The organism is Enterococcus sp. LJL51 (genome assembly GCF_054871795.1).
Map to the genome: position 1 here is coordinate 25,067 of NZ_JBTXLW010000002.1, position 20,747 is coordinate 45,813.

The 20,747-nt window shown below is 37.3% G+C and carries 18 protein-coding genes; 8 read left to right on the plus strand and 10 right to left on the minus strand.

Annotation, left to right across the window (positions count from 1 at the left end; translation table 11 throughout):
- Positions 1 to 55 precede the first annotated feature (55 nt).
- Both ACYSNQ_RS02340 and ACYSNQ_RS02345 read right to left on the minus strand, forming a co-directional pair.
- Positions 56 to 1,429, minus strand: a complete 1,374-nt coding sequence (locus ACYSNQ_RS02340) for an MATE family efflux transporter (RefSeq protein ID WP_426081186.1) — start codon at positions 1,427 to 1,429, stop codon at positions 56 to 58.
- A gap of 363 nt (positions 1,430 to 1,792) precedes the next feature.
- Positions 1,793 to 2,731, minus strand: a complete 939-nt coding sequence (locus tag ACYSNQ_RS02345) for an alpha/beta hydrolase (RefSeq protein ID WP_426081187.1) — start codon at positions 2,729 to 2,731, stop codon at positions 1,793 to 1,795.
- Positions 2,732 to 2,969: 238 nt separating this feature from the next.
- Here ACYSNQ_RS02345 and ACYSNQ_RS02350 point away from each other — a divergent pair, with 238 nt between their 5' ends.
- A complete protein-coding gene (locus tag ACYSNQ_RS02350; RefSeq protein ID WP_426081188.1) occupies positions 2,970 to 3,776 on the plus strand; it encodes a WxL domain-containing protein in 807 nt (268 codons plus the stop codon).
- Positions 3,777 to 3,833: 57 nt separating this feature from the next.
- On the opposite strand, the gene ACYSNQ_RS02355 is transcribed toward ACYSNQ_RS02350, so the two are convergent.
- The 4 genes from ACYSNQ_RS02355 to ACYSNQ_RS02370 form a co-directional block, all read right to left on the minus strand.
- Positions 3,834 to 4,187, minus strand: coding sequence for a hypothetical protein (locus tag ACYSNQ_RS02355; RefSeq protein ID WP_426081189.1), 354 nt, complete (start codon positions 4,185 to 4,187; stop codon positions 3,834 to 3,836).
- A 31-nt stretch (positions 4,188 to 4,218) separates the two neighbouring features.
- The gene (locus ACYSNQ_RS02360; RefSeq protein WP_426081190.1) at positions 4,219 to 4,905 is read right to left on the minus strand and encodes a hypothetical protein; all 687 of its coding nucleotides are present in this window, start codon (positions 4,903 to 4,905) and stop codon (positions 4,219 to 4,221) included.
- 35 nt (positions 4,906 to 4,940) lie between these two features.
- Positions 4,941 to 5,423 (minus strand): nucleoside 2-deoxyribosyltransferase, encoded by a 483-nt coding sequence (locus tag ACYSNQ_RS02365; RefSeq protein WP_426081191.1) that lies wholly within the window; start codon positions 5,421 to 5,423, stop codon positions 4,941 to 4,943.
- A gap of 201 nt (positions 5,424 to 5,624) precedes the next feature.
- The gene (locus ACYSNQ_RS02370) at positions 5,625 to 6,845 is read right to left on the minus strand and encodes a GNAT family N-acetyltransferase (RefSeq protein WP_426081192.1); all 1,221 of its coding nucleotides are present in this window, start codon (positions 6,843 to 6,845) and stop codon (positions 5,625 to 5,627) included.
- Positions 6,846 to 7,113: 268 nt separating this feature from the next.
- Here ACYSNQ_RS02370 and lepA point away from each other — a divergent pair, with 268 nt between their 5' ends.
- Positions 7,114 to 8,949, plus strand: coding sequence for a translation elongation factor 4 (gene lepA, locus ACYSNQ_RS02375; RefSeq protein WP_426081193.1), 1,836 nt, complete (start codon positions 7,114 to 7,116; stop codon positions 8,947 to 8,949).
- 305 nt (positions 8,950 to 9,254) lie between these two features.
- Here the strand turns inward: lepA and ACYSNQ_RS02380 are convergent, their stop codons facing one another.
- A complete protein-coding gene (locus tag ACYSNQ_RS02380; RefSeq protein ID WP_426081194.1) occupies positions 9,255 to 9,947 on the minus strand; it encodes a phosphoribosylaminoimidazolesuccinocarboxamide synthase in 693 nt (230 codons plus the stop codon).
- Between the two features lie 375 nt (positions 9,948 to 10,322).
- On the opposite strand from ACYSNQ_RS02380, the gene ACYSNQ_RS02385 reads away from it, so the two are divergent.
- Positions 10,323 to 10,676: a hypothetical protein gene (locus ACYSNQ_RS02385; RefSeq protein ID WP_426081195.1), complete on the plus strand. Its 354-nt coding sequence runs from the start codon at positions 10,323 to 10,325 to the stop codon at positions 10,674 to 10,676.
- A 166-nt stretch (positions 10,677 to 10,842) separates the two neighbouring features.
- Here the strand turns inward: ACYSNQ_RS02385 and ACYSNQ_RS02390 are convergent, their stop codons facing one another.
- A complete protein-coding gene (locus tag ACYSNQ_RS02390; RefSeq protein WP_426081196.1) occupies positions 10,843 to 11,256 on the minus strand; it encodes a MerR family transcriptional regulator in 414 nt (137 codons plus the stop codon).
- A gap of 72 nt (positions 11,257 to 11,328) precedes the next feature.
- On the opposite strand from ACYSNQ_RS02390, the gene ACYSNQ_RS02395 reads away from it, so the two are divergent.
- Positions 11,329 to 12,327, plus strand: a complete 999-nt coding sequence (locus ACYSNQ_RS02395) for an aldo/keto reductase (protein ID WP_426081197.1) — start codon at positions 11,329 to 11,331, stop codon at positions 12,325 to 12,327.
- Between the two features lie 491 nt (positions 12,328 to 12,818).
- Here ACYSNQ_RS02395 and ACYSNQ_RS02400 read toward each other — a convergent pair whose 3' ends face one another.
- On the minus strand, positions 12,819 to 13,802 hold the full coding sequence (locus ACYSNQ_RS02400; protein ID WP_426081198.1) for an AraC family transcriptional regulator: 984 nt from the start codon (positions 13,800 to 13,802) through the stop codon (positions 12,819 to 12,821).
- Between the two features lie 176 nt (positions 13,803 to 13,978).
- On the opposite strand from ACYSNQ_RS02400, the gene ACYSNQ_RS02405 reads away from it, so the two are divergent.
- The 4 genes from ACYSNQ_RS02405 to ACYSNQ_RS02420 all read left to right on the plus strand — a co-directional run bounded on the left by ACYSNQ_RS02405 (position 13,979) and on the right by ACYSNQ_RS02420 (position 19,310).
- Complete coding sequence (locus ACYSNQ_RS02405; protein WP_426081199.1) at positions 13,979 to 15,295, plus strand: PTS sugar transporter subunit IIC; 1,317 nt, start codon at positions 13,979 to 13,981, stop codon at positions 15,293 to 15,295.
- Between the two features lie 24 nt (positions 15,296 to 15,319).
- Positions 15,320 to 17,602, plus strand: coding sequence for a family 78 glycoside hydrolase catalytic domain (locus ACYSNQ_RS02410; RefSeq protein WP_426081200.1), 2,283 nt, complete (start codon positions 15,320 to 15,322; stop codon positions 17,600 to 17,602).
- 451 nt (positions 17,603 to 18,053) lie between these two features.
- Entirely contained in the window at positions 18,054 to 18,995 is a 942-nt protein-coding gene (locus ACYSNQ_RS02415; protein ID WP_426081201.1) for a pre-toxin TG domain-containing protein, read from the plus strand.
- A gap of 15 nt (positions 18,996 to 19,010) precedes the next feature.
- Complete coding sequence (locus ACYSNQ_RS02420) at positions 19,011 to 19,310, plus strand: hypothetical protein (protein WP_426081202.1); 300 nt, start codon at positions 19,011 to 19,013, stop codon at positions 19,308 to 19,310.
- A gap of 169 nt (positions 19,311 to 19,479) precedes the next feature.
- Here the strand turns inward: ACYSNQ_RS02420 and ACYSNQ_RS02425 are convergent, their stop codons facing one another.
- Positions 19,480 to 20,499, minus strand: coding sequence for a LacI family DNA-binding transcriptional regulator (locus tag ACYSNQ_RS02425; protein ID WP_426081203.1), 1,020 nt, complete (start codon positions 20,497 to 20,499; stop codon positions 19,480 to 19,482).
- Positions 20,500 to 20,747 lie beyond the last annotated feature (248 nt).

Below are 20,747 nucleotides of genomic sequence, written 5' to 3' on the forward strand. Positions count from 1 at the left end.
GTTCTCCTTTACATGACATTTATTCAACAGCAATTCTTGTTTCAACGGCCCAAAGTTAATCAAGTAAAGTACCGTCATAATCCATAGAAGAAAGTTCTTCAGAAGGTTTCAAATTACGCAGTGTGACGTAACAGGCAATGGCTAAAGGGATAGCAGCCAGCAGCCATGCCAGCGGGTTGGCTAAAGTGATGCCGAAAAAGCCAAATTGTTTGGATAGGATAAAAGCAGTGATAAAACGACTGACTAACTCCATAATACCTGAGACAGTGGGGATGACACTTTTACCAAGTCCTTGTAGCGTAAAGCGACAGATAAACAGGATAGCAAGGAGCCAGTAGCTCAACCCGTTAGCCTGTAGTACCTGAACACCGAGATTAATCACCGTTGTTTCGCTTTTTGAAACAAATAGAGCAATCAGGAAATCACCTAAAAACCAGTTAATAGCGCCCATAAAAACCGCGATGCCTAGAGCAATCCATAGTATTTTTCGGAAAGCATAACGAATTCGTTCTATTTTACCAGCACCAAAATTTTGTCCGGTGAATGTAGCAAGGGCAGTTCCTAATGCCTGAACGGACATTGACGAGAAAAATTCTATCTTGCCGGCTGCTGTATAAGCTGCCACCGCTGCAGTACCTAAAAGATTCAGAGAATATTGCAGAGCAACCTGACCGAGACCAATAATTGAGTATTGAAAGCCCATAGGGATTCCTAAAGTCAGCTGCTTCTTTATTTCACTACGCTCCAATTTAAAATCCCTTTTCTTAATTTTAAGGAGTGGGAAACGCTGACCAATGTATATAATACAGGCAATTGAAGCAGCACCTTGAGCGATGACTGTTGCAACAGCAGCTCCGCCAACACCCATCGGAATAACGCGAATCAAAAACCAATCTAAAAAGATATTTAGGATGCAGGCCAAGATTAGAAAATATAAAGGTGTTTTACTGTCACCAAGTGCCCGCAGCATGTTGCTTAGCAAGTTAAACGCAAATGCAGCAATACTTCCCAAATAAATAATTGATAAGTAATCATAGGAAAGAGACATAATTTCCGTTGGGGTCTGCATAAATTGAAGCAGAGGACGAATAGATGCAAAGCTTACAATTGTAACAATAACAGCGATAACTAAGCTTAAAAAAATACTGACGGCGAAACCTTCTTTAACTTTCTTTTCATCCTTACTACCGAAATATTGAGAGAGAATAATTGAAAAGCCTGCTCCACATCCCTGTGTAAATCCAAGAACAACAAACATTAGACTGCCGGTTGCTCCCACAGCAGCAAGTTCATTGACACCTAACAGGCGTCCAACAATCATTGTATCTGCAAAATTATAAAACTGCTGGAATAGATTTCCGATAAAGATTGGAATCGTAAACCAGAGTATTTTTTTTATGGGGTGTCCAAATGTTAAATCCTGCTCCATACTTAAAACCTCAACTTCTTGTTTTTTCGAACAAACGTTCTATTAAAGTCTACCATCAGAAAATAAGCTGGTCAAGATAAGAATGGAAAATACTCATTTTTATAGGGAATTAGCGACTGTGTGTCCAGGTTCTTACAGCTGCTTTGACTCGATTTAGGAATGGACTTGGCACGGGGTTTGCCAAGTCGCTTACGGCCAGCTGCCGAGATCATTTGTGCTCCTTTCCTTCTTTCAAAAAAGAACTTGAAACAAAACCACAGATTCTCTGTTTTTTTGTTTCAAGCTCTACGATGACTCTATTCAGTTTTTGTCCTACCAACACAAATTGATATAGAACCTTTTTATTTAATTAAGAATCAAAGCTTAGTTATAAAGAATACTCTTTAAAAAGTCGATTCTTTTTGCGATGTTTTCTTTTGTAATACTGCTATTAGGTTCTGCATCATAACAGTGGACTGTTCGTTTCGTCTCATTCAGAATTGTTGGAACACCTGCATTTTTCAGTGCCTGTGCATAAGCTATTCCTTCATCTCTTAAACAGTCGAATTCAGCAGTCTCCATATATGCTTTTGGCAGATTTTCAAAGCTTTCTGCTTGCATAGGAGATAGATATTGGGGTGTTCCAAAATCACCGTTTTTTGAGTAAAGCGGCCACATCATTTTTGATAAATTACTATTCCAAATTGGTGTATCAACAAACTCTTGAGCTGATTTAGTACTCATCGCTGCATCTGTAGTAGGGAAAATCATCATTTGGCCAGCTAATGCAGGACCATTTTTATCCCGAGCCATTTGAGCCACAACTGCTGTCATACAACCCCCGGCACTATCTCCGCCAATAGCAATGCGTTTTGGGTCAATCTCAAGTTTCTCTGAATTTTCATAGGCCCACTCTAAAAGAGCGTAACAGTCGTTACTTGCTGCAGGAAATGGATGTTCTGGTATAAGACGGTAATCAATATAGATGACTTTACATTGAACTTTCAACGCATACTCACGAATCAGGTCAATGTGATGAGCCATCCCGGTAATTAAAAAACCACCTGCGTGATAAAACAACAGACAAGGTGCTGGAGTTTTAAGTCCCACAGGTTCAATAATTTGAATATCACATAGGTAACCATCAGAGCTTTTAATTTGTGTTTTTGTGACTTTTACTTCTTCATCACTATCGTTTGCTGCCCATGCTTTCCGTAGGTCAACGTTTAATTCTGCAAAATCTTCCAAGGTAGCAGTATTTAGGAAAGCATATTGTTCACTAAGTTGATCGAAATCAGAATGGTAGTTGTGTGTTTTTTTCATAAAGTTCTCCTTAATAGTTATTTTATACGCTTACATTGTAACACTAGAAAATAATATTATCTATACAAAATTAGCAGAAAATATTTTATTAAAATAAAAATACTTTCTTAAATTTAATAAAAAAATTCCGAATATCAAATATTATCATCTTTTTTATGTTTTAAAAAAAAATTAGAGAAAATAAATAACAAGATTAATGTTAAAATAAAATTGAAACATAAACTAGGGAGGTCATAAAATGAAAAAAAGGGTTATTTTAGGGATGTTAACAGTTTTAGGGACTGTTGGCGGAGTAAGGGTACATGCTGAAGAAGCTTCAACAGAGATGCCAGTTCAGGTAGAATCTGGTGGAATTTCACTAGAAGCTGCACCTGGAAGTTTAGATTTTGGGGCTATTAAAACGTCATTAGATAGAGAGGCCTATCATCCAACCATTAATCAAAGATATACAATGGTTAATGAGTTTAGCTGGGAAGATTCATTTTACAATGATTGGATGAAAAATCCGTTTGATAATAGTCTTCATATTATGCCGAGACATGTTGCTGATTATTGGACATATGTTGACGCGAGAGCCTATTTAGTTAGAATTACAGACCCATCAACTAATCCTGGTGAGTGGAAACTTTGTGCGGAACGGACACCAATGACACATGTGGAAACAGGAGCACAAATGAAGAATGAACGTCTCTATTTTGGTGAATTTACCGACAATGCTGAAGTGGAAGGTGAAAAAGTAGATGGGTATAGTTCAAATGGATTACCAGATAATAGTTACTGGTTAGCAGACCATGCAACACTTACAGAAGAAAAAACTGTCATTGCAGCGTACAAGGGAAGTGCTGCAAAAGGGAAACACTTAATTTCTCCGTTTAAAGCACCGAATCAAGAAGGGAAGGTTCTTAACCAACCTGAAATTCGCGCACATGAAGAATACAGCTATACAGAAGAAAATATCATTTTAGGAACAGATAATAAAACGATTATTCCAGAAGACGGGGCATATACCTCTACAATTACTTGGACCGTAGAAGTTACAAAATAATAAAACAATAACCAAAAGACTTGGGTCACTACATACGACCCAAGTCTTTTTTATCTATTATAAATCTAAAAGGAGCAAAGCGGCAGCAGCCGCTCCATCATCGTCTCCATCGTAATAGGCGATGAGATCTTCAGAGACTATGCCTCGTTTTTTGTAGATTTTTCCATTTTTACAAGTTCCCACAACATCTTTCCCTATTAAACCGCTCTTTCGATAAATCTTCTGGTCTTTGATATAACCAATCGCTGTTTTAGAAATCATGCCGTCTTTTTTATAAATCGTGCCTTCTTTATAGGAACCAACCTTTTCCTGTGATAGAACACCATCTTTTTTATAGACGTCGCCATTTTTGTAGCTGCCTATGAATTCTTTGCTGGATAATAAGCCTTTTTTTACATATAAATTAGCCATTTCATTTCCTCCTTTTTTTAGGGCATCCTATTTAGTTTAGAGTGTCTGTCTTTTTCCGGAAAGCATAAGATTTAAAGTATTCCGGTTTGTGTCTTTGAGTGAAACTGTAGACGGTTAAAATCAATGCACCCACTGTGTTCGTTAATAAATCGCCCATGGTATCCATTAGAGCTTCGCGCCCGATATACGGTTGTCCCGCTTCGGTCATATAACGCTGCAGGTTCATATTGCCTAGACTATCACATAAAAATTCCCAGAACTCCCAAAAAACACCACAAAGTCCCGCAAAGGCAAAGCCCATAACGATAAACAGCCAAGGACTAACAGTTGTAAAGTCGCTTTTTCTTAAATAATAGCCGATTAACGCATAGCCAACAGCAACTAATAAAATAGGGCTGACCGCATGGAGAATTTTATCCCAAAAAGGAACGGCAATGATTAGTCGCAGCCCAGTTCCTAAAAATACAGAAATCCATAGGAAAAACCAATAGTAAAGGCGAACAATTTTTGGAAAAACCAGCCCCGTAAGTTTTGTGAACAGGAAAGGCAGGAAAATAATTGCGATACCAGCAATCATCTCTACAGTTAACAGCTGATACTGACTAGCTGGTTCCATTGTAAACATTTTAACGATATTAACACCTAAAGTAATAAACCCAAAAATCAACAGGAAGAAAAAGGCCAGACGTTCCTGTTTGTCTTCAAATTCTAGTTTCATTCGTTTCTCCTTCTGAGCTGCTCAAGACAGCTAAGTTATTTGTTTGTCACAAACTCTTGTATCGCCTTTAAAAATGCTTCTTCATTACTGTAAACATCCCCATTTAATTTGATTAATCCCACCGTATAAAGATTTAAATAGTGAAATTGATTTTCAGCAATGTCTTTCAAAGCAGCCAGCTTTTTCGAATTATCCGCGCCTTGCTGGCGTGTATCTGTATAGAGTGCCAAAACAGGAATACCTTTGGCATAGGCGACACCAATCTCGGAAGCAACGCCGGCATCGATTGTTAAGCCATCAAGCACAGCGACCAACAGTTGACTTTCTAGAACTTTTTCTGTGTCGGCTAATGCAATCATTTTACTGTCGGCGTAGGCTGTCTTATCATTAATTGCGCCATTTTCCTGTGGAAGATAGACTTCTAATTCGGAGGTAAGCTCACGAATTTTCCCAACTAAGTGTTCATTATAACGTAAGTCTGCATTAGCAAACATGGGTCCTGCAAAGTAGATTTTCATTCAAAGATTCCCTCCAGTGTTGGTTTTATTTTGTTGCAGATGATAAATGCTGCACATTTTTTTCGACAAAGAAGACTGTCTAATTTTAGTACTAATCATTATCCATAAAAAACAGAAATTTTCAGTGTGAATGACCAATTTTTGTATAGCAACGTTTTGTAGATACCCACGGGTCTGCATTTTTTATAAGGTATCCCTTAACTAAAAGTCATCACTGAAATAGGCTTCCTGATCAGGAAGAATCCGTTCCAATATCCGCAATGTTTGCTTATCTGTTTGTATCCGCTCAATTCTATGAAGATAGCTGGCTCTTCGATAGTTCATTAACAGACAGGTTAAGGTTTGAATATTCATCCGAACGGGATTGCCTAAGGCCTGATTGCTGACGGCTAGCTGTCCATCTTCAGCCCATTGAAGCCCAAATACACCGTTATTCCATTCAGCAACTGGATCATCAATAATAAGATGAAACGGCTCGGCAGTCTCTTTGAAGGGATAATTTAGCAAGAATTCCTTCACATCAACGATTCTCGCCATAAAATAAGGTTCAATTGTCTCTTTAATCTGACTGTCTTCTAAAAGAAATGCTAGTGGTTCATTTTTGTAAATGCTGCCTTTGACCCAGTAAACCATCGAAAAATGAGCAGAGATAAAGTTCCACAAACCATTTCGAGCTTCCTGATTCATATAGAACATTTCTTTGATATGGAAGACATCCTCAGCAATCCAATAAAATAGGACACCTTGGGGCTGATGCTCGCTATTGTAATAAATCGCTGCAGTTCGCTCTTCTTCATTTTCAAAACGCCAGTACTCCTCCCAATTAAACGGGCTGCGAATCATAGCCCCATGATTTTCTCGGGAAAAGCGGTCATAAACACTGAGTACATCCTCATGATCCACTGGTACTCGTTCGACCATTCCAGATACATCAATATTTTTGGGCAGCTGAGTATCTCTGATTTTAAAGGACAGCTTATCTGAAAGAATCTCCCAGCCTTTACGGCGATAATAAGGAATACTATATGGGTAGAGGTAGGAAATCCATTGTTTATCAGCTCTCATCGTTTCGAGAGCTACATGAATTAAATCCTGCATCAATCCGTGATTCGCATATTCGGGGTAGGTACCCACACCAGTGACACCCCCCATATCATACAGCTGACCGTGAATATTCACTTTACAGGGATAAATAGAAATTTGTGAAATCAGCTTCTCATCATGAAACCAGCCGAAAACCTTCGAAACTTCAAGGATGGGACGTTTTGAACGGACGAACTCTCGTTTGTTGTCAAAACCGCTTTCTTCCAAATCTGACTCGGTAAATTGAAAAACATAGCTAAGTAGTTCATTGTACTGGTTGAGATGTTCTTGACCAACAGGCCTTAGCTCCAATTGTTTTCGAAATTCTTGATAATCCATTATTTTTCTCTCCAATTAAACATTCGTTTAGAATAAGTATATCAAAAAACTGAAAAACATACAGCCGATAAGAAGAGCGCATGATTTTTAGAACAGGTTGTTATTTGGAGAAAATTAAAATCACCATGTATTTCTAATTTCATCAATGATGAAGAGTCAAAACCGGTATATGATTGACGGATGAAAACTCATTTACTGAAAGTTCTTTAAATCTATGAAAAACCTTGTTATAATGAGAATTGCTGATTGAAAAGAAATGAGGAATACGATGAATATAGATGATATGAAAAAAAGACAGGAGAAAATTCGCAACTTCTCGATTATTGCCCATATTGACCATGGGAAATCGACACTTGCGGATCGAATTCTGGAAAAGACGAATACAGTGACCTCTCGTGAAATGCAGGCGCAGCTGTTGGATTCTATGGATCTTGAAAGAGAACGTGGCATAACAATCAAGCTGAATGCAGTGGAACTAAACTATACAGCCAAAGACGGTGAAACCTATATTTTCCATTTGATCGATACCCCTGGGCATGTGGATTTCACCTATGAAGTGTCACGTAGCTTGGCTGCCTGTGAAGGAGCAATATTAGTAGTTGATGCTGCACAGGGAATTGAAGCACAAACACTGGCAAATGTTTATCTTGCGCTGGATAACGATTTGGAAATTCTACCTGTTATCAATAAAATTGATTTACCGGCTGCAGATCCTGAGCGGGTTCGTAAGGAAATTGAAGATGTGATTGGCATCGATGCTAGTGAAGCCGTTTTAGCAAGTGCTAAAGCTGGGATCGGAATTGAAGACATCCTTGAGCAAATTGTTGAATACGTTCCAGCACCGGCAGGCAATGTTGAAGCGCCGCTGAAGGCGCTGGTTTTTGATTCAGTATATGACAGCTACCGGGGAGTCGTTTTGAATGTCCGTATCATGGACGGAGTTGTTAAACCCGGTGATAAAATTCAAATGATGAGTAACGGCAAGACCTTTGATGTAACAGAGGTTGGTGTGTTTTCTCCAAAAGGAATTGCCAGAGATTTCTTAATGGTCGGAGATGTAGGTTATATTACGGCTAGTATCAAGACTGTTCAGGATACTCGTGTAGGGGATACTGTTACTTTAGCGGACAATCCGGCTGAAGAAGCATTGGACGGCTATCGAAAAATGAACCCAATGGTATATTGTGGTCTATATCCAATTGATACATCTCGTTATAATGATTTGAGGGAAGCATTAGAAAAGCTGCAGCTGAACGATGCTGCGCTACAGTTTGAACCAGAAACATCACAGGCTCTAGGCTTTGGATTCCGGTGCGGCTTCTTAGGACTGCTGCACATGGATGTTATCCAAGAGCGTCTGGAAAGAGAATTTAATCTTGAGCTGATTACAACAGCACCATCCGTTATTTATCATGTGAATAAAACAGACGGTACACAGGTGGTTGTTGATAATCCAGCAGAATTTCCAGATCCTGGTGTAATTGACTCAGTAGAAGAACCGTACGTCAAGGCTCAGATTATGGTGCCGAATGATTACGTGGGTGCAGTGATGGAGCTTTCTCAGAGAAAACGCGGAGAGTTTATTACGATGGACTACCTGGATGATTACCGGGTGAATGTTGTGTATTACATTCCTCTGTCAGAAATTGTTTTTGATTTCTTTGATAAACTGAAATCGAGTACCAAGGGCTATGCTTCATTAGACTATGAAATGAGCGATTATCGTCCAAGCCGTCTCGTGAAGATGGACATTCTTTTAAATGCTGAAAAAGTCGATGCGTTAAGCTTCATTGTGCATAGAGACTTTGCTTATGAACGTGGGAAAGCGATTGTTGAAAAGCTGAAGAAACTGATTCCCCGTCAGCAGTTTGAGGTACCAATTCAGGCAGCTATTGGACAGAAAATTGTTGCCCGTTCAGACATTAAAGCATTGCGTAAAAACGTATTGGCGAAATGTTATGGCGGAGATGTTTCCCGTAAACGTAAGCTATTAGAGAAGCAAAAAGAAGGGAAGAAGCGGATGAAGCAGATTGGTTCTGTGGAAGTGCCGCAGGAAGCCTTTATGGCTGTTCTGAAAATGGATGAGGACGAGCCGAAGAAATAAGCTTGAGAAAAACAGCATCTTCGGCAGGCTTTTGGCTGCTGCAAAGAAGACCAGTTTCAATCCATTGTACTAGTTGCAAAAGGACAAGAAAAGCAAATTGATTTAAAAAATGTTAAAGATAGATACAAGATGAAAGCATTCCTAAAAGGGGATGCTTTTTTGTATCCTTGATTTGAAGCGTAAGCCGAACTTATACTGAAGGAACAGAAAAAGGCAGAGACGCGTAGTATACAGTAGTTGAACTTTTTCAGGTTGTTTAATTTAAAAAAATAGAACTGATAGAAAGACTCTACCAGCTCTAAAAATTATACCGTTTGAATTTTATCTAAGATTAGATGGGCACAGTCGATTTGGTTGGGAATATTGCCTTCTTCATCTTTGACACGCCAAATATCAGGGGTGATTTCATCAACGACATACATTTTTCCATCAGTATCATAGCCAATTTCAATTTTGAAATCAATCAAGGTTAAGTCCATATCAGCTAAAGCATCTTTAAGAACTGCGCCAACCTTTGTTAAAATATCAAGTGCTTCATCATATTGTCCAGGGTTTAAAATGCCTTTCATTTGACACAAACGATCAGTAATCAACGGATCTCCTTGTTCATCATCTTTTAACGTTACTTCCAAATAAGGCGGGTCAAAAGGCAGCCCTTCTGGTAAGGTAAAACGACGGCACATACTACCAGCAGTAAAATAGCGTAGAACAAATTCCAGATTTGGTACCGTTAGCTGACGAACCTTCATAATGCCTTTTTCGATATCTGCTCCCAGGTAATGAGTAGGGATATCATTTTTTTCCATCAATTCAAAAAAGTATTGGGAAACAGTCAAACCAACTTTGCCTTTGCCGGCAACGCTGCCGCCGACTGTGTTGGAGCCAGGATCAAAAACGCCGTCTTCACCGGTTGCACTATCTTTAAACAATAAGTAAACTTCTTTCTTTTCTTCATCAAGTAAAACTGTTTTTGTTTTACCATCATACAGTTCTTTCATGTTCTTCCCGCCTTCTTTAAAGTATTCAGTGTCTTAAAAAAGCATAACATTGGATAATTTTTCTGTCGATGTTTTTTTGGCTTTTAATACGAAAAATATAGATAAAGTTCGTGTTTTCGTTAGTGAATTTGTGCGAAAAAGCATTTTAATGGATGTTTTTTGTTTTTTTTGTTCGCTTTTTGATGGTTGTAAAAGCTGTGTTTCACTTTTGATTATTAGATGATTGCTTTTTATTTTTTATATGGTATGGTTGATAGAACACGCAATTGGGAGGGGATTATCTTGCATGAAAGAGCTGGACACAGAGAAGTGCCAGTCTTTATGAGCTTCTTTGTGTCTTATTCGCATATGAATAGCAGATAAAGGAGAAGAGACATGATAGTAGTTAAAGGAAATAATTCTAGAAAAATTGAAACAATTTGGGATCTTGTAAAAAAAGATCATTCCGGTAGCAAGGTGGCTGTTTTGAGCCATAAGGGCGAACTTCCTCATAGCTTTGTGAGAGGAAAACAAATGCGCGTCTATGAAACATTGACAAAAGAAAAGCTGCTGCAGGAGACAGAAGCTTTCATGGCTTCTGTTAAGGATCGATTTGAAGCGCTTGTCTTATATGTAAACTGCGAAGACCATTTAATTGATTCAATCAAGGAATTATCAGAAAAATACCAGCAAAAGGTATTTCTAACTGTTCATGATGCCGATTCGAGTGTAACAATAAAAGAATATTAAATCATTGATTACAAGTGCTGAGGGAAGGAAATTCTGTCAGCACTTATTTAGTTTTCTAAACTTAAAAATCCGGACTAGAGGCTGTCCTGATTTTTAAAAAGGATACTAGAACCATCATTTCTTTATCTATGATTCAAAATGGCATCAAGACTCGAAGGTAATTCGCTTAGTAGCTTCTATTTTTGTAATTATCCCAGCTGGGTACTGGCTGCTGCAGCTTTTCTGCCTGGCAAATATCTTGATAGAAATTGAGTTTTCGTTGAACATGCTGCATATTTTCTTGGAGCCGAGTGATTTGATTTGCCACTTTTGCTGTATGCTCTGTGAGTAAAACCACCATCTCTTCATTTTTATCGGCGTCTTCTTCATAGGAAAAGAAGGTTAGCAGCTGAGCAATCGACATACCAGTTTCTTTAAAACAGCAAAGAGCTTTTAGTCGATTAAAATGACACTCTTCATAAATTCTGTGCTTGCCGTCCCGCTGAATATTTGTCAGTAAACCAACCTCTTCATAATAGCGAAGAGTAGAAGCCGGCAAGTCGAAAAGTGTAGATAATTCTTTAATTGTATAAGTTTTCATGATTAATTTCCTTTTTGTTATTTACTTCAAGTGTACTTGAAGTGGTATGCTCTTGTAAAGAGGTGAAAGAACATGTATCAAGCAGAAAAACAGCGTTATAAAAACATGAATTATCGGCGTGTTGGCAATTCAGGCTTAAAGCTGTCTGCAATTTCATTAGGTTTATGGCACAATTTCGGTGATGTAGATCGCCTAAGCACACAGAAAGAAATTGTTTTAGGTGCATTTGACCGTGGGCTTACACACTTTGATTTAGCCAATAACTATGGTCCGCCGCCTGGTTCCGCAGAAACGAATTTTGGTCGTATACTGAAGGAAGAGTTAGGCAGCTATCGTGATGAACTGATAATTTCTTCTAAGGCAGGATTTAACATGTGGGATGGTCCTTATGGAGAATGGGGCTCAAAGAAATATTTGGTTGCAAGCTGTGATCAAAGCTTACAGCGAATGGGTCTTGACTATGTAGATATTTTTTATCATCATCGTCCAGATCCGAAGACACCTTTAGAAGAAACCGCACATACCTTAGATTTATTGGTTCGTCAGGGAAAGGCGCTTTATGTAGGTGTTTCTAATTATTCAGCAGCAGAGACAAAGAGTATTGCCGCATTGTTTAAAAAAATGGGTACGCCCTTTATCATTCATCAGCCTCGTTATAATATGCTGGATCGCTGGATTGAAGACGGGCTAACAGATGTTTTAGCCGAAGAGCAGCTGGGAGCTATTGTATTTAGTCCTTTAGCACAAGGGATACTAACAAACCGCTACCTAAATGGGATTCCAGATGATTCCCGGGCAGCACGCAGCGATAGTCCTTTTTTGTCAGCAGAAAATGTTCAGCCAACACTAACATTAGTTGCCGCATTGAATGATATTGCTCAAAAAAGAGGTCAGACGCTGGCAGAAATGGCATTAGCCTGGAATCTTCAGCAAGAAACTGTTGCCAGTGTTTTGATTGGAGCATCACGACTTAGCCAGTTGGAAGATAATCTGAAGGCTTTAGACAAGTTAGACTTTGCCGAGGAAGAACTGCTGGCGATTAATAAATTATTAACTCAATTTTCTAAATGATTAAAGGTGTTTTGTGCCGCCGTTTATTCAGCTTTTAGAGAAAGAGGAGATTAGCTATTAGGTTATACCCCAAGCTCTGTTTTAGAATAAGTAAAAATGCAATCTGAAACTCATGTTTATAGGGTTCAGGTTGTATTTTTTTATTGTCAGAACAAAAAAGTTGAAAATCTGGATATGGAGATGGCTTCCAAATAAAGCCATCAATCAAAAATCTTTTTTCTAGTTTTGATAGTTTGCCGCTTCTTTCCATCAATCAGGTTGACATTGAAACCTGATTGCAACCAAAGTAATGATGCTGCAGGTAAACTAAATAAATGCTGTCAGGATTTGCTCTCAAGAAAATTTACTGACTGGGTAATGATGGTTCTGTAATAATTTTAGCAATTAAAACTCCTATAAAGCGGCTTTTGCCGCTTTATTTTTATATAAACTTTTTTGATAAAGCCTCTTTGGCACCTCAGAGGAAATATTTTGACTAGTCAAAATATCTGTTAAATTCTTAATCTATATTCCTGAGGAGTACAGTTTGTAAATGCTTGGAATCGCTTATAGAAGGAGGTTAAATTGGAAATTCCTACCTGTTCGGCAATTTCATAAACTGGCAGTTCATTATTTTGGAGAAGAATTACTGCCTTTTTCATACGTTGCTCGTTAATCAGCTGTTTATATGTTTTTCCAGAAAATTGCTTAATTAATTTACTAATGTATGAAGGATTATAGCCAAGTACAGCACACATATCTGTTAAATTACCAGCTTGATAATTTTGATTGATATAGTCAAGAATGCTATTGATAAGTTCTTGATTTTTTATTTTACTCGCGGATAAGTTAGTGTTATAAGAACTTTCTCTGGCAAGATGGGAAATCAGAATCATTATATAATTGTCAATAATATCATCAGAACAAAGTCTGGGATCAAAGTACTCACATAAAATATTTTGAATACAGTTTCTAAGAAGTGCATCATTTTTAGTGAAAAATAAAAGATAGTGATTGTGTGTGTGACGATTGTTCATCATCTCAATGATAAAGGTTGTAATCAGCTGATTATTGGGCAGACGATTAATAAATTTATTTGGAAAAAACTGTTCATTTAAAATAATGTTGATTCCTAAATCGCCTTCTCCTGTGGGAGCAACGCTATGAGGAACATGTTTATCTAAAATAATGATATCACCAGCCTTTAATGTGACAAGCTCTTCCTCCACTGTCAGAGTAAAGGTTCCAGAATAGACATAGGTCATGACGATATAATGGAAAATATGCATGGGAACTTTCCCGCTTTTTCTATCATGTACGGAAATAATATGATTTTTGTTTTCAAACTCACGATTAGGATGAAAGACAAACATCTTTTCCTCGTTAAATGGAACAACAGGAAATTTTTTATTAAAGTGTTCTAGTAATTCTTCATCAGCCATGCCACTGTAAGTGGAAGGGCTCCATAATAATTCTTCCAGTTCGTCATACTTCATAACGACACCTCCAAACAAGTAAATTATAGCATGGAAACAAAATTTTGATAGTCCTATTCTCTATATTTGATATTGTGAAAGCGTTTTTCAGTACGTATAATTAAGTTATCTTATTAGTAAAGAGCTCTTATTAAAAAGAATTTCACAATAAATAAAAAAGTAGTAAGGGGAAAATTATGGAAAACAAAAAAACATTTTTTGATAGCTTGCAAAATATTCTTGGTCATTTATCAATGAAGGTAAATGGCAATATTTATATCAATGCAATTAAAGATGGTATGTTGGCTTATATGCCATTTACATTCATTGCTTCAATTTTTTTAATTATTTCTTTCTTTCCAGTCCCGCAGGTTGGTGAATTTATTACTATGATTACTGGTGTAGAGCAAGCTGTCTGGCAGGCTAAGCTAAATCTTGTAAGTGATTCCAGTTTGGGAATTGGCGGATTGCTTGTGCTAGTTTCAGTTAGTCGTTCTCTTGCAGAAAAGATGAACATTAATGTGATTCAAGTGTTAATGACCGCCATCGTATCCTACATGCTGTTAACCCCATTTACATCAGAAGAAAGTGGCAATGTTATTGAGGTCGCCTCCCTTGGAGCACAGTCAATTTTTATTGCGTTAGTCATTTCTGTTCTAGTTGCTAAAATTTATCAATTTATTGATTCGAAAGGACTTAAAATCAAAATGCCGGCAGCGGTCCCGCCCGCAGTCTCAGCTCCCTTTGAATCGATTATTCCTTCACTATTTGTGGTTACGTTTTTCTGGATTATCCGATTGCTTCTTGACGGGATTTTTGCAGCGAGTGCATTGGAATTATTTAATAATACGTTAGGTGCTCCATTAAAAATGATGGGTGGTTCACTTTTTGGAATCATCATTGTTAAAATTTTTAGTCAGCTGCTTTGGTTCTTTGGCATCCATGGCGATTCAATTGTTGGAGGAGTGATGTCGCCTATTTTTCAGGTACTACAGGATGAAAATAGAGCAGCTTCTGTTGCAGGAAGTATCCCCTCTAACATTATAAATCAGAGCTTTTGGGACAGCTTTGCCAATATAGGAATTATTGGTTCGATTATTTCAATCATCATTATTGCTAAAAGCAAGAGATACAAAGAAATGAAAAAAATTGCAGGTGTTCCTTATCTTTTTAACGTTGGTGAACCAACACTTTTCGGGATACCATTGATGATGAATGTCACTTACTTTATTCCTTTTATTTTAAGTAATGTTGCATCTATTCTGATTTCCTATGGTGCATTTGCGCTGGGACTGGTACCGATTCCTACTGGCTTGGCTCAGGTCCCTTGGACAACCCCCTTAGTAATCAGCGGATATTTAGTGACGGGTAGTATTGCAGGTGCGATTTTGCAGATTGTCTGTATAGCTGCTGTTACATTATTATGGCTTCCATTTGTAAAAGTTGCAGATAGCCAGTTAATAAAAGAAGAAGGAACTCTCCGCGACGATCTTTCAGAAGCGGCAGAAGAATAAGGTGATTGATAGTAAGGAGAGCTTATGGATAATAGTCTTTTAAACACAGAGAAATGGAATTTCAGAGGGAAATGGATTCAAAATGAAGAGGTTGATTATGGCTTAGAAGCTGAGCTTTATTATAAAAAGAATACACACACGCTTTTGAAAAAAAGTTTTACTATAGACAAAATAGAAACTACTAAATTATATGCTGCTGCTTTAGGCTATTATATTGGTTACTTGAACGGACAGAGAATTGAAAATTTTGAACTAAATAGTGATTGGACAAATTTTAAAAAGTGTATTTATTATGATGTATATGATATTACCAAATACTTGAGGATTGGTGAAAATGAGCTGGTTTTTGAACTGGGGAATGGAATGTACAATCCCTCGCCGCTTAAATTGTTAGGGAAATACAGTTTGAGAGAACGGCTAGCTAAAATTGGTACGCCCAAATTAATTTGTGACATTGAAAGAAATCATGAGATTTTATTATCCAGCGATGATAGCTGGGCAGTATCCGAAGGAAATAGAATTTTTAATAATCTCTATTTAGGTGAAACGATTGATTTAACGAAAGATGAGTTATGGAACAAAGCGACAACAAAAGACTTTACTGAACAAAAGCTTATGAACAAAAGTTTTATTCCGAAAATCAAACGGACTGGAACAGTGCTTCCTCAAAGCATTGAGGAAGGGGAAAATGGTTTCATTGTTGATTTTGGCGAAATGATTTCAGGTTTTATTATGGTAAAGCTAAAAACGAAAAAGAATCAAAAAGTCTATTTGAACTATGGAGAAAGACGAAGAGGAATAGCAATAGATTTTGAATCCTCCTATATCGGCAGTGTTGGTTCAAAAATAGGTGACCGTAAAATATTCGGAGGGTTAGGAGCGCCAGAGGAAGCAATTCAGCAAGATGTCATTATTTGTAAGGATGGTTTGACTCTATTTCAAAATAAATTCTCCTATCATTCATTCCGGTATGTTTGTCTGGAAGGGTGTGAGGCTGAGGATTTGCTGGAGATTAAAGCTGAATATGTTCATACTGATTTGAAGCAGATAGGCCTAGTGGAGACGGATAGTCTGTTTTTAAATGAACTGTTTGCTGCTGCCTTACGAACGAAGCTGAATAATGTCCACTCAATATTTGAGGATTGTTCGCGGGAAAGACTTGGCTATGGCGGGGATATTGTCGCATTAGCTAGTTCGAGTTTGTACACATTTGATCTCGAAGAATTCGCTAAAAAAGTGATTTATGATTTTCGCTTTGATCAGACAGAACAAGGCGGAATTCCTGAAACAGCTCCTTACATGGGAATTCAAACCAATGGAACTGGTCAGGGAGAAGGTCCTATTTTATGGCAGCTCGTTTATCCCTATTTAACTTATAAGCATTATCAATTTTATGGAGATAAAGAGCTGGTAAGGAAAGAATATCCCTTCATTGAAAAACAAATGAACTATTTACTATCTAAAGGGATAGATGAGGTTGTTCACTGTTGCATCGGCGATCACGGCAGTCCGATTATTGCAGGACATTTCAATAAAGCTACACCAGATAAATTGTTCGTTGGTTATTGTACAGTGTTGCTATTTCTAAAATATAATATTCTTTTGAAACAAATTCTAAATGAGGATGTTGTTCGTTTTGAACAAATTTATGATGAGCTTAAAAAAAACGTGAAAGATAAATTTTTGAATGAGGATCAGTCATATGGTGAGAGAACACAGACATCCTTTGCCTTTGCAATTGAACTAGGTTTGGGCGATTCAAAAAAATTAGCCGGACAGCTCGCAAATAAGATACAAAAGGATCAATTTGTTTTGAATTCTGGAATTTTCGGCATGGCATTAACGTATCAAGCTTTAAATGCATATGACTATAATGAGATTATTGAAGGATGGTTGTTTCAGAAATCGGAAATTAGCTTTAGTAATATGCTGAAAAACGGTAATCAGGCATTAGCCGAATTATTTGTAGGCGAGCATTATTCGATGAATCACGGGATGTTTGCCAGCTATCAACAGTGGTATTTTGAAGCTTTAGCAGGAATATCAATTGCTGAGGATGCAGCAGCTTTTTCTAAAATACTCATAAAACCTTATTTTTCAAAAAAAATAAATACGTTCGAAGGGCATATTCAGACTAAACAGGGCGAAATCCGTTCCTGTTGGGAGCGTAAAGGGTCAGTCGTTGTATTTACATTGATCATTCCACAACATATCAGCTATCAACTGGAAGAAGTCGCCGGCTACAGCATGGATAAGAAAGCTGAGAAAAATGATGAATTAATTATTACTTATTCTTGCTTAACGTGAACTAAAGGTTAAAAAGAGGATGGACAGAAGTGTTTAGTCTCGAGAATTTCGGCTTATTTCCGCAGGTCTTGCTCCTGCGGTTACTCGTCGCAGATGGTAGTAAGGCAAGTGCTCCTGCGGTTACTCGTCGCAGTTCAATGCTGATATGCGCTCCTGCCCCACCGTCTATCGAGATTCCACGTGAGTGGGATATAACTCAATGAGTTATGTCTCACTCATTTTTTTGTTCTTGAAATTTCTTTTAATAAAATATTTATATAATATAATAAATAAAAATAAATAAACATGAAGAGTTAAATAAAAAAACTTTGAGGAGTGGCGTGTTTGATGATATAAAGGGGCAATTTCAGACTTAAAAACGGGAATGCGACAAATCAGAACACAAAAACACTTTACCCCAACGCATGGATACGCCCCTAGGAGTTATAAAAAGGCGGACTGGTTTAATCGATTGTCGGATTTCAATGAGAATCAACCAGAAAGTAGAGCGGTTCGCTTCACTGTAGACTGGGGCAGAGATAAAGACATCCAGTTAAAAGTCTATCGAAACGGCACGTATAGTAAAGAGCTAACTGAAAAATATGTCTGGTTATCCATGCAGGAGAGCTTAAAGGACATGTTAAACGTAGCGGGCGAGTTTTCAGGTGCGTACGACTTGTACAGGGTTGTTTTGGGAAAAGACCCCATTACAGGTGAAAGCCTAACCTTTGGGGAATGGATGCAAGCCGGATTTTGGACGGCATTAGAGGTTTTATCCGCTAAACAGGTGCTAGCATTATTAGACAATGTTAGACTAGGTAATAAGCTTTTGGATGGCGTATCGCTGACAGAAAAAGAGCTGAAATTATTCAACAAGCTAAATGATGTCGGAGATTATAAGATTGTTGATAAGGTGGACGATTTAAACGAAGCGGAGAAAGCTAGTGAGGTTAATGGAACTTCAAAATATGATGATTTATATACTTATAAATATAATGGGTATGACAATCCAGGACCATTAAATGAAGTTAGAGGACAACCAAATAAGGATTTTTATGGTGGAAGATATGATATAGAGGTTTTAAAAGAACCGAAAATCTACTATAGGGGTGGAGATTCGACTAGTCCCCTAGGACAATGGTTTACAGAAACCCCGCTTAATTCAGTATCAAAGGTTCGTATCAATTCAGCAGTAAAACCTCAATGGTTTGATAAAAATGGAGCTTTAACGGGGACATCGACTATAGACACAGTTTATAAGATTGAGATACCAACCGGTACAACAATTTACAAGGGGCCTGTAGGAACTCAAGGAGGAATCTACCAAGAAGGCTTGAATAATGATCAAGTATTTATTCAAGAACCATGGCTTTTAGAGAATGTAAATGTTTTAGGGAAACAACCATTAAAGTAGGATAGGGTGAGTTACTTGGAAATTGAACTTGAGATTAAAACTGTAGTACAACAATTATTACCACTTTTAATAAAATATGATAATGAAAAAATCAATTATCAAATTCAGAAATTAAGAGATATAAATGAAATTATAGATTCAGAGATGAGTAGTTCAGAAAAAAAAGAAACGTTAAGAGATATGTCGGAGAATATTTATCCTCCTCAGGGAGGGTTAACTGATTTTTATGTTTGGGATAATGACAGCTCAAAAAGAATAGAAATCAATCAATCCATCAGCGCATTAAATAATAAGCTTTGGAATTTGATAAAATAAAAAAGTACTCCGCTATCTGATTAGTGTCAGATAGTGGAGCTCCGACTAGATCACTTATCAAGTTGTTAATAGCTAACAACATATAAAGAAAGAAGCTGAGAAAAGACCCTAAATCTTTCCCCAGCTTCTTTATCCATATTTGTAGAATACCATCTCTTCCTCAATTCAGTTAATTCATTTTTTTTACTGAATCGCGGCAAATAAGCTTTGTGTTGAGGAAAAGCTGTTTCTTCACTAAGGTAGCTGTTGTTCCTTGTTCGATTAGAGAAATTGCCTCTTGAGCAATTTCCTTAATTGGTACATGGACGGTGGTCAGCTCAGGAGTAATTACACGGCTTTCAGAAATATCATCAAAGCCAATGACGGAAAGATCTTCAGGAATACGGATACCTATTTTTGATAAGGTCTTGATGACACTTATTGCAATATAGTCATCTTCACAAAAGACCGCAGTAATTCCTTTTATGAAATCTAAAAATTGCTCTTGCTTATTTTGTATGGGATTAATCTCCATGCCAGGTAAATAAAATTTTGGCATATCGGAAGGGGAGAGACCTGCTGCGCTTATTGCTGCTTTGAAGCCCCGTCTTCGATCATAGAAATTATTGATTCGCTGTATTCCTTTGATATAACCAATATTCTGATGTCCCATTTTTAGCAAGTGTTGTGTAGCGTCATAGGCCCCAAGAAAATTATTCATAGTAATTGTGTTGCAGTCGAGGCTGCTGCATTGGGTATCAAGAATAACCAAATTATTAAAGTGTTCATTGACTGTTTTAATATGAGCGGCAGTCAAATTCGTTCCCAAGATAATAATACCGTCACTAGTATCAAGCTCTTCAATGAGTGATAGTTCACTAAATAGAGCTTCTTTAGGCAAGCTGTTCGTAGTAAGAATATGTCCTTTGGCTCCAATTTCTGTTGATATATAGGAAAGCAGCTCTTTAAAGAAAGGAAGCTGATCATAATTTTCCGGTACAACATCTTCGTTTGTACAGGCAATAAATCGAATTTTTAGTCTGTTCTCTTCTTTCTTTATGCGTCTTCTTAAAGGGCTGTACTCATACTTTTCAGCAACCTCTAAAATCGCTTTTCTTGTTTCTTCACTGACTCCAGGCTTGCCGTTTAAGGCAAGGGAAGCAGCTGATTTTGAAACATTGGCAATTCTTGCTATATCTTCTAACTTCATAAGTCATTCCTCCACTTTTTCAATTTATCATATAACTAAAAAACAATCAAATAAATTTAGTGAAATAAAAATAGTTGTTTTGTTTAATTTTTGATAAAAAGACGTATTTTCAAAACAATATAGTAAGTTAAGTCCTTTTATTTTCGTTAGTTTACTAAACTAAAAATATTTTAACGAAAAAAATGGATTTGTTTATTGTGAGTTTAGTTAGACGATGCTATTCTGATTTTGAAGAAAGCGTTTCATAC

Coding starts and splice junctions, on each gene's coding strand:
- ACYSNQ_RS02340 (WP_426081186.1), bottom strand. CDS start 1,429: ATGGAGCAGGATTTAACATTTGGACACCCCATAAAAAAAATACTCTGG.
- ACYSNQ_RS02345 (WP_426081187.1), bottom strand. CDS start 2,731: ATGAAAAAAACACACAACTACCATTCTGATTTCGATCAACTTAGTGAA.
- ACYSNQ_RS02350 (WP_426081188.1), top strand. CDS start 2,970: ATGAAAAAAAGGGTTATTTTAGGGATGTTAACAGTTTTAGGGACTGTT.
- ACYSNQ_RS02355 (WP_426081189.1), bottom strand. CDS start 4,187: ATGGCTAATTTATATGTAAAAAAAGGCTTATTATCCAGCAAAGAATTC.
- ACYSNQ_RS02360 (WP_426081190.1), bottom strand. CDS start 4,905: ATGAAACTAGAATTTGAAGACAAACAGGAACGTCTGGCCTTTTTCTTC.
- ACYSNQ_RS02365 (WP_426081191.1), bottom strand. CDS start 5,423: ATGAAAATCTACTTTGCAGGACCCATGTTTGCTAATGCAGACTTACGT.
- ACYSNQ_RS02370 (WP_426081192.1), bottom strand. CDS start 6,845: ATGGATTATCAAGAATTTCGAAAACAATTGGAGCTAAGGCCTGTTGGT.
- lepA (WP_426081193.1), top strand. CDS start 7,114: ATGAATATAGATGATATGAAAAAAAGACAGGAGAAAATTCGCAACTTC.
- ACYSNQ_RS02380 (WP_426081194.1), bottom strand. CDS start 9,947: ATGAAAGAACTGTATGATGGTAAAACAAAAACAGTTTTACTTGATGAA.
- ACYSNQ_RS02385 (WP_426081195.1), top strand. CDS start 10,323: ATGATAGTAGTTAAAGGAAATAATTCTAGAAAAATTGAAACAATTTGG.
- ACYSNQ_RS02390 (WP_426081196.1), bottom strand. CDS start 11,256: ATGAAAACTTATACAATTAAAGAATTATCTACACTTTTCGACTTGCCG.
- ACYSNQ_RS02395 (WP_426081197.1), top strand. CDS start 11,329: ATGTATCAAGCAGAAAAACAGCGTTATAAAAACATGAATTATCGGCGT.
- ACYSNQ_RS02400 (WP_426081198.1), bottom strand. CDS start 13,802: ATGAAGTATGACGAACTGGAAGAATTATTATGGAGCCCTTCCACTTAC.
- ACYSNQ_RS02405 (WP_426081199.1), top strand. CDS start 13,979: ATGGAAAACAAAAAAACATTTTTTGATAGCTTGCAAAATATTCTTGGT.
- ACYSNQ_RS02410 (WP_426081200.1), top strand. CDS start 15,320: ATGGATAATAGTCTTTTAAACACAGAGAAATGGAATTTCAGAGGGAAA.
- ACYSNQ_RS02425 (WP_426081203.1), bottom strand. CDS start 20,499: ATGAAGTTAGAAGATATAGCAAGAATTGCCAATGTTTCAAAATCAGCT.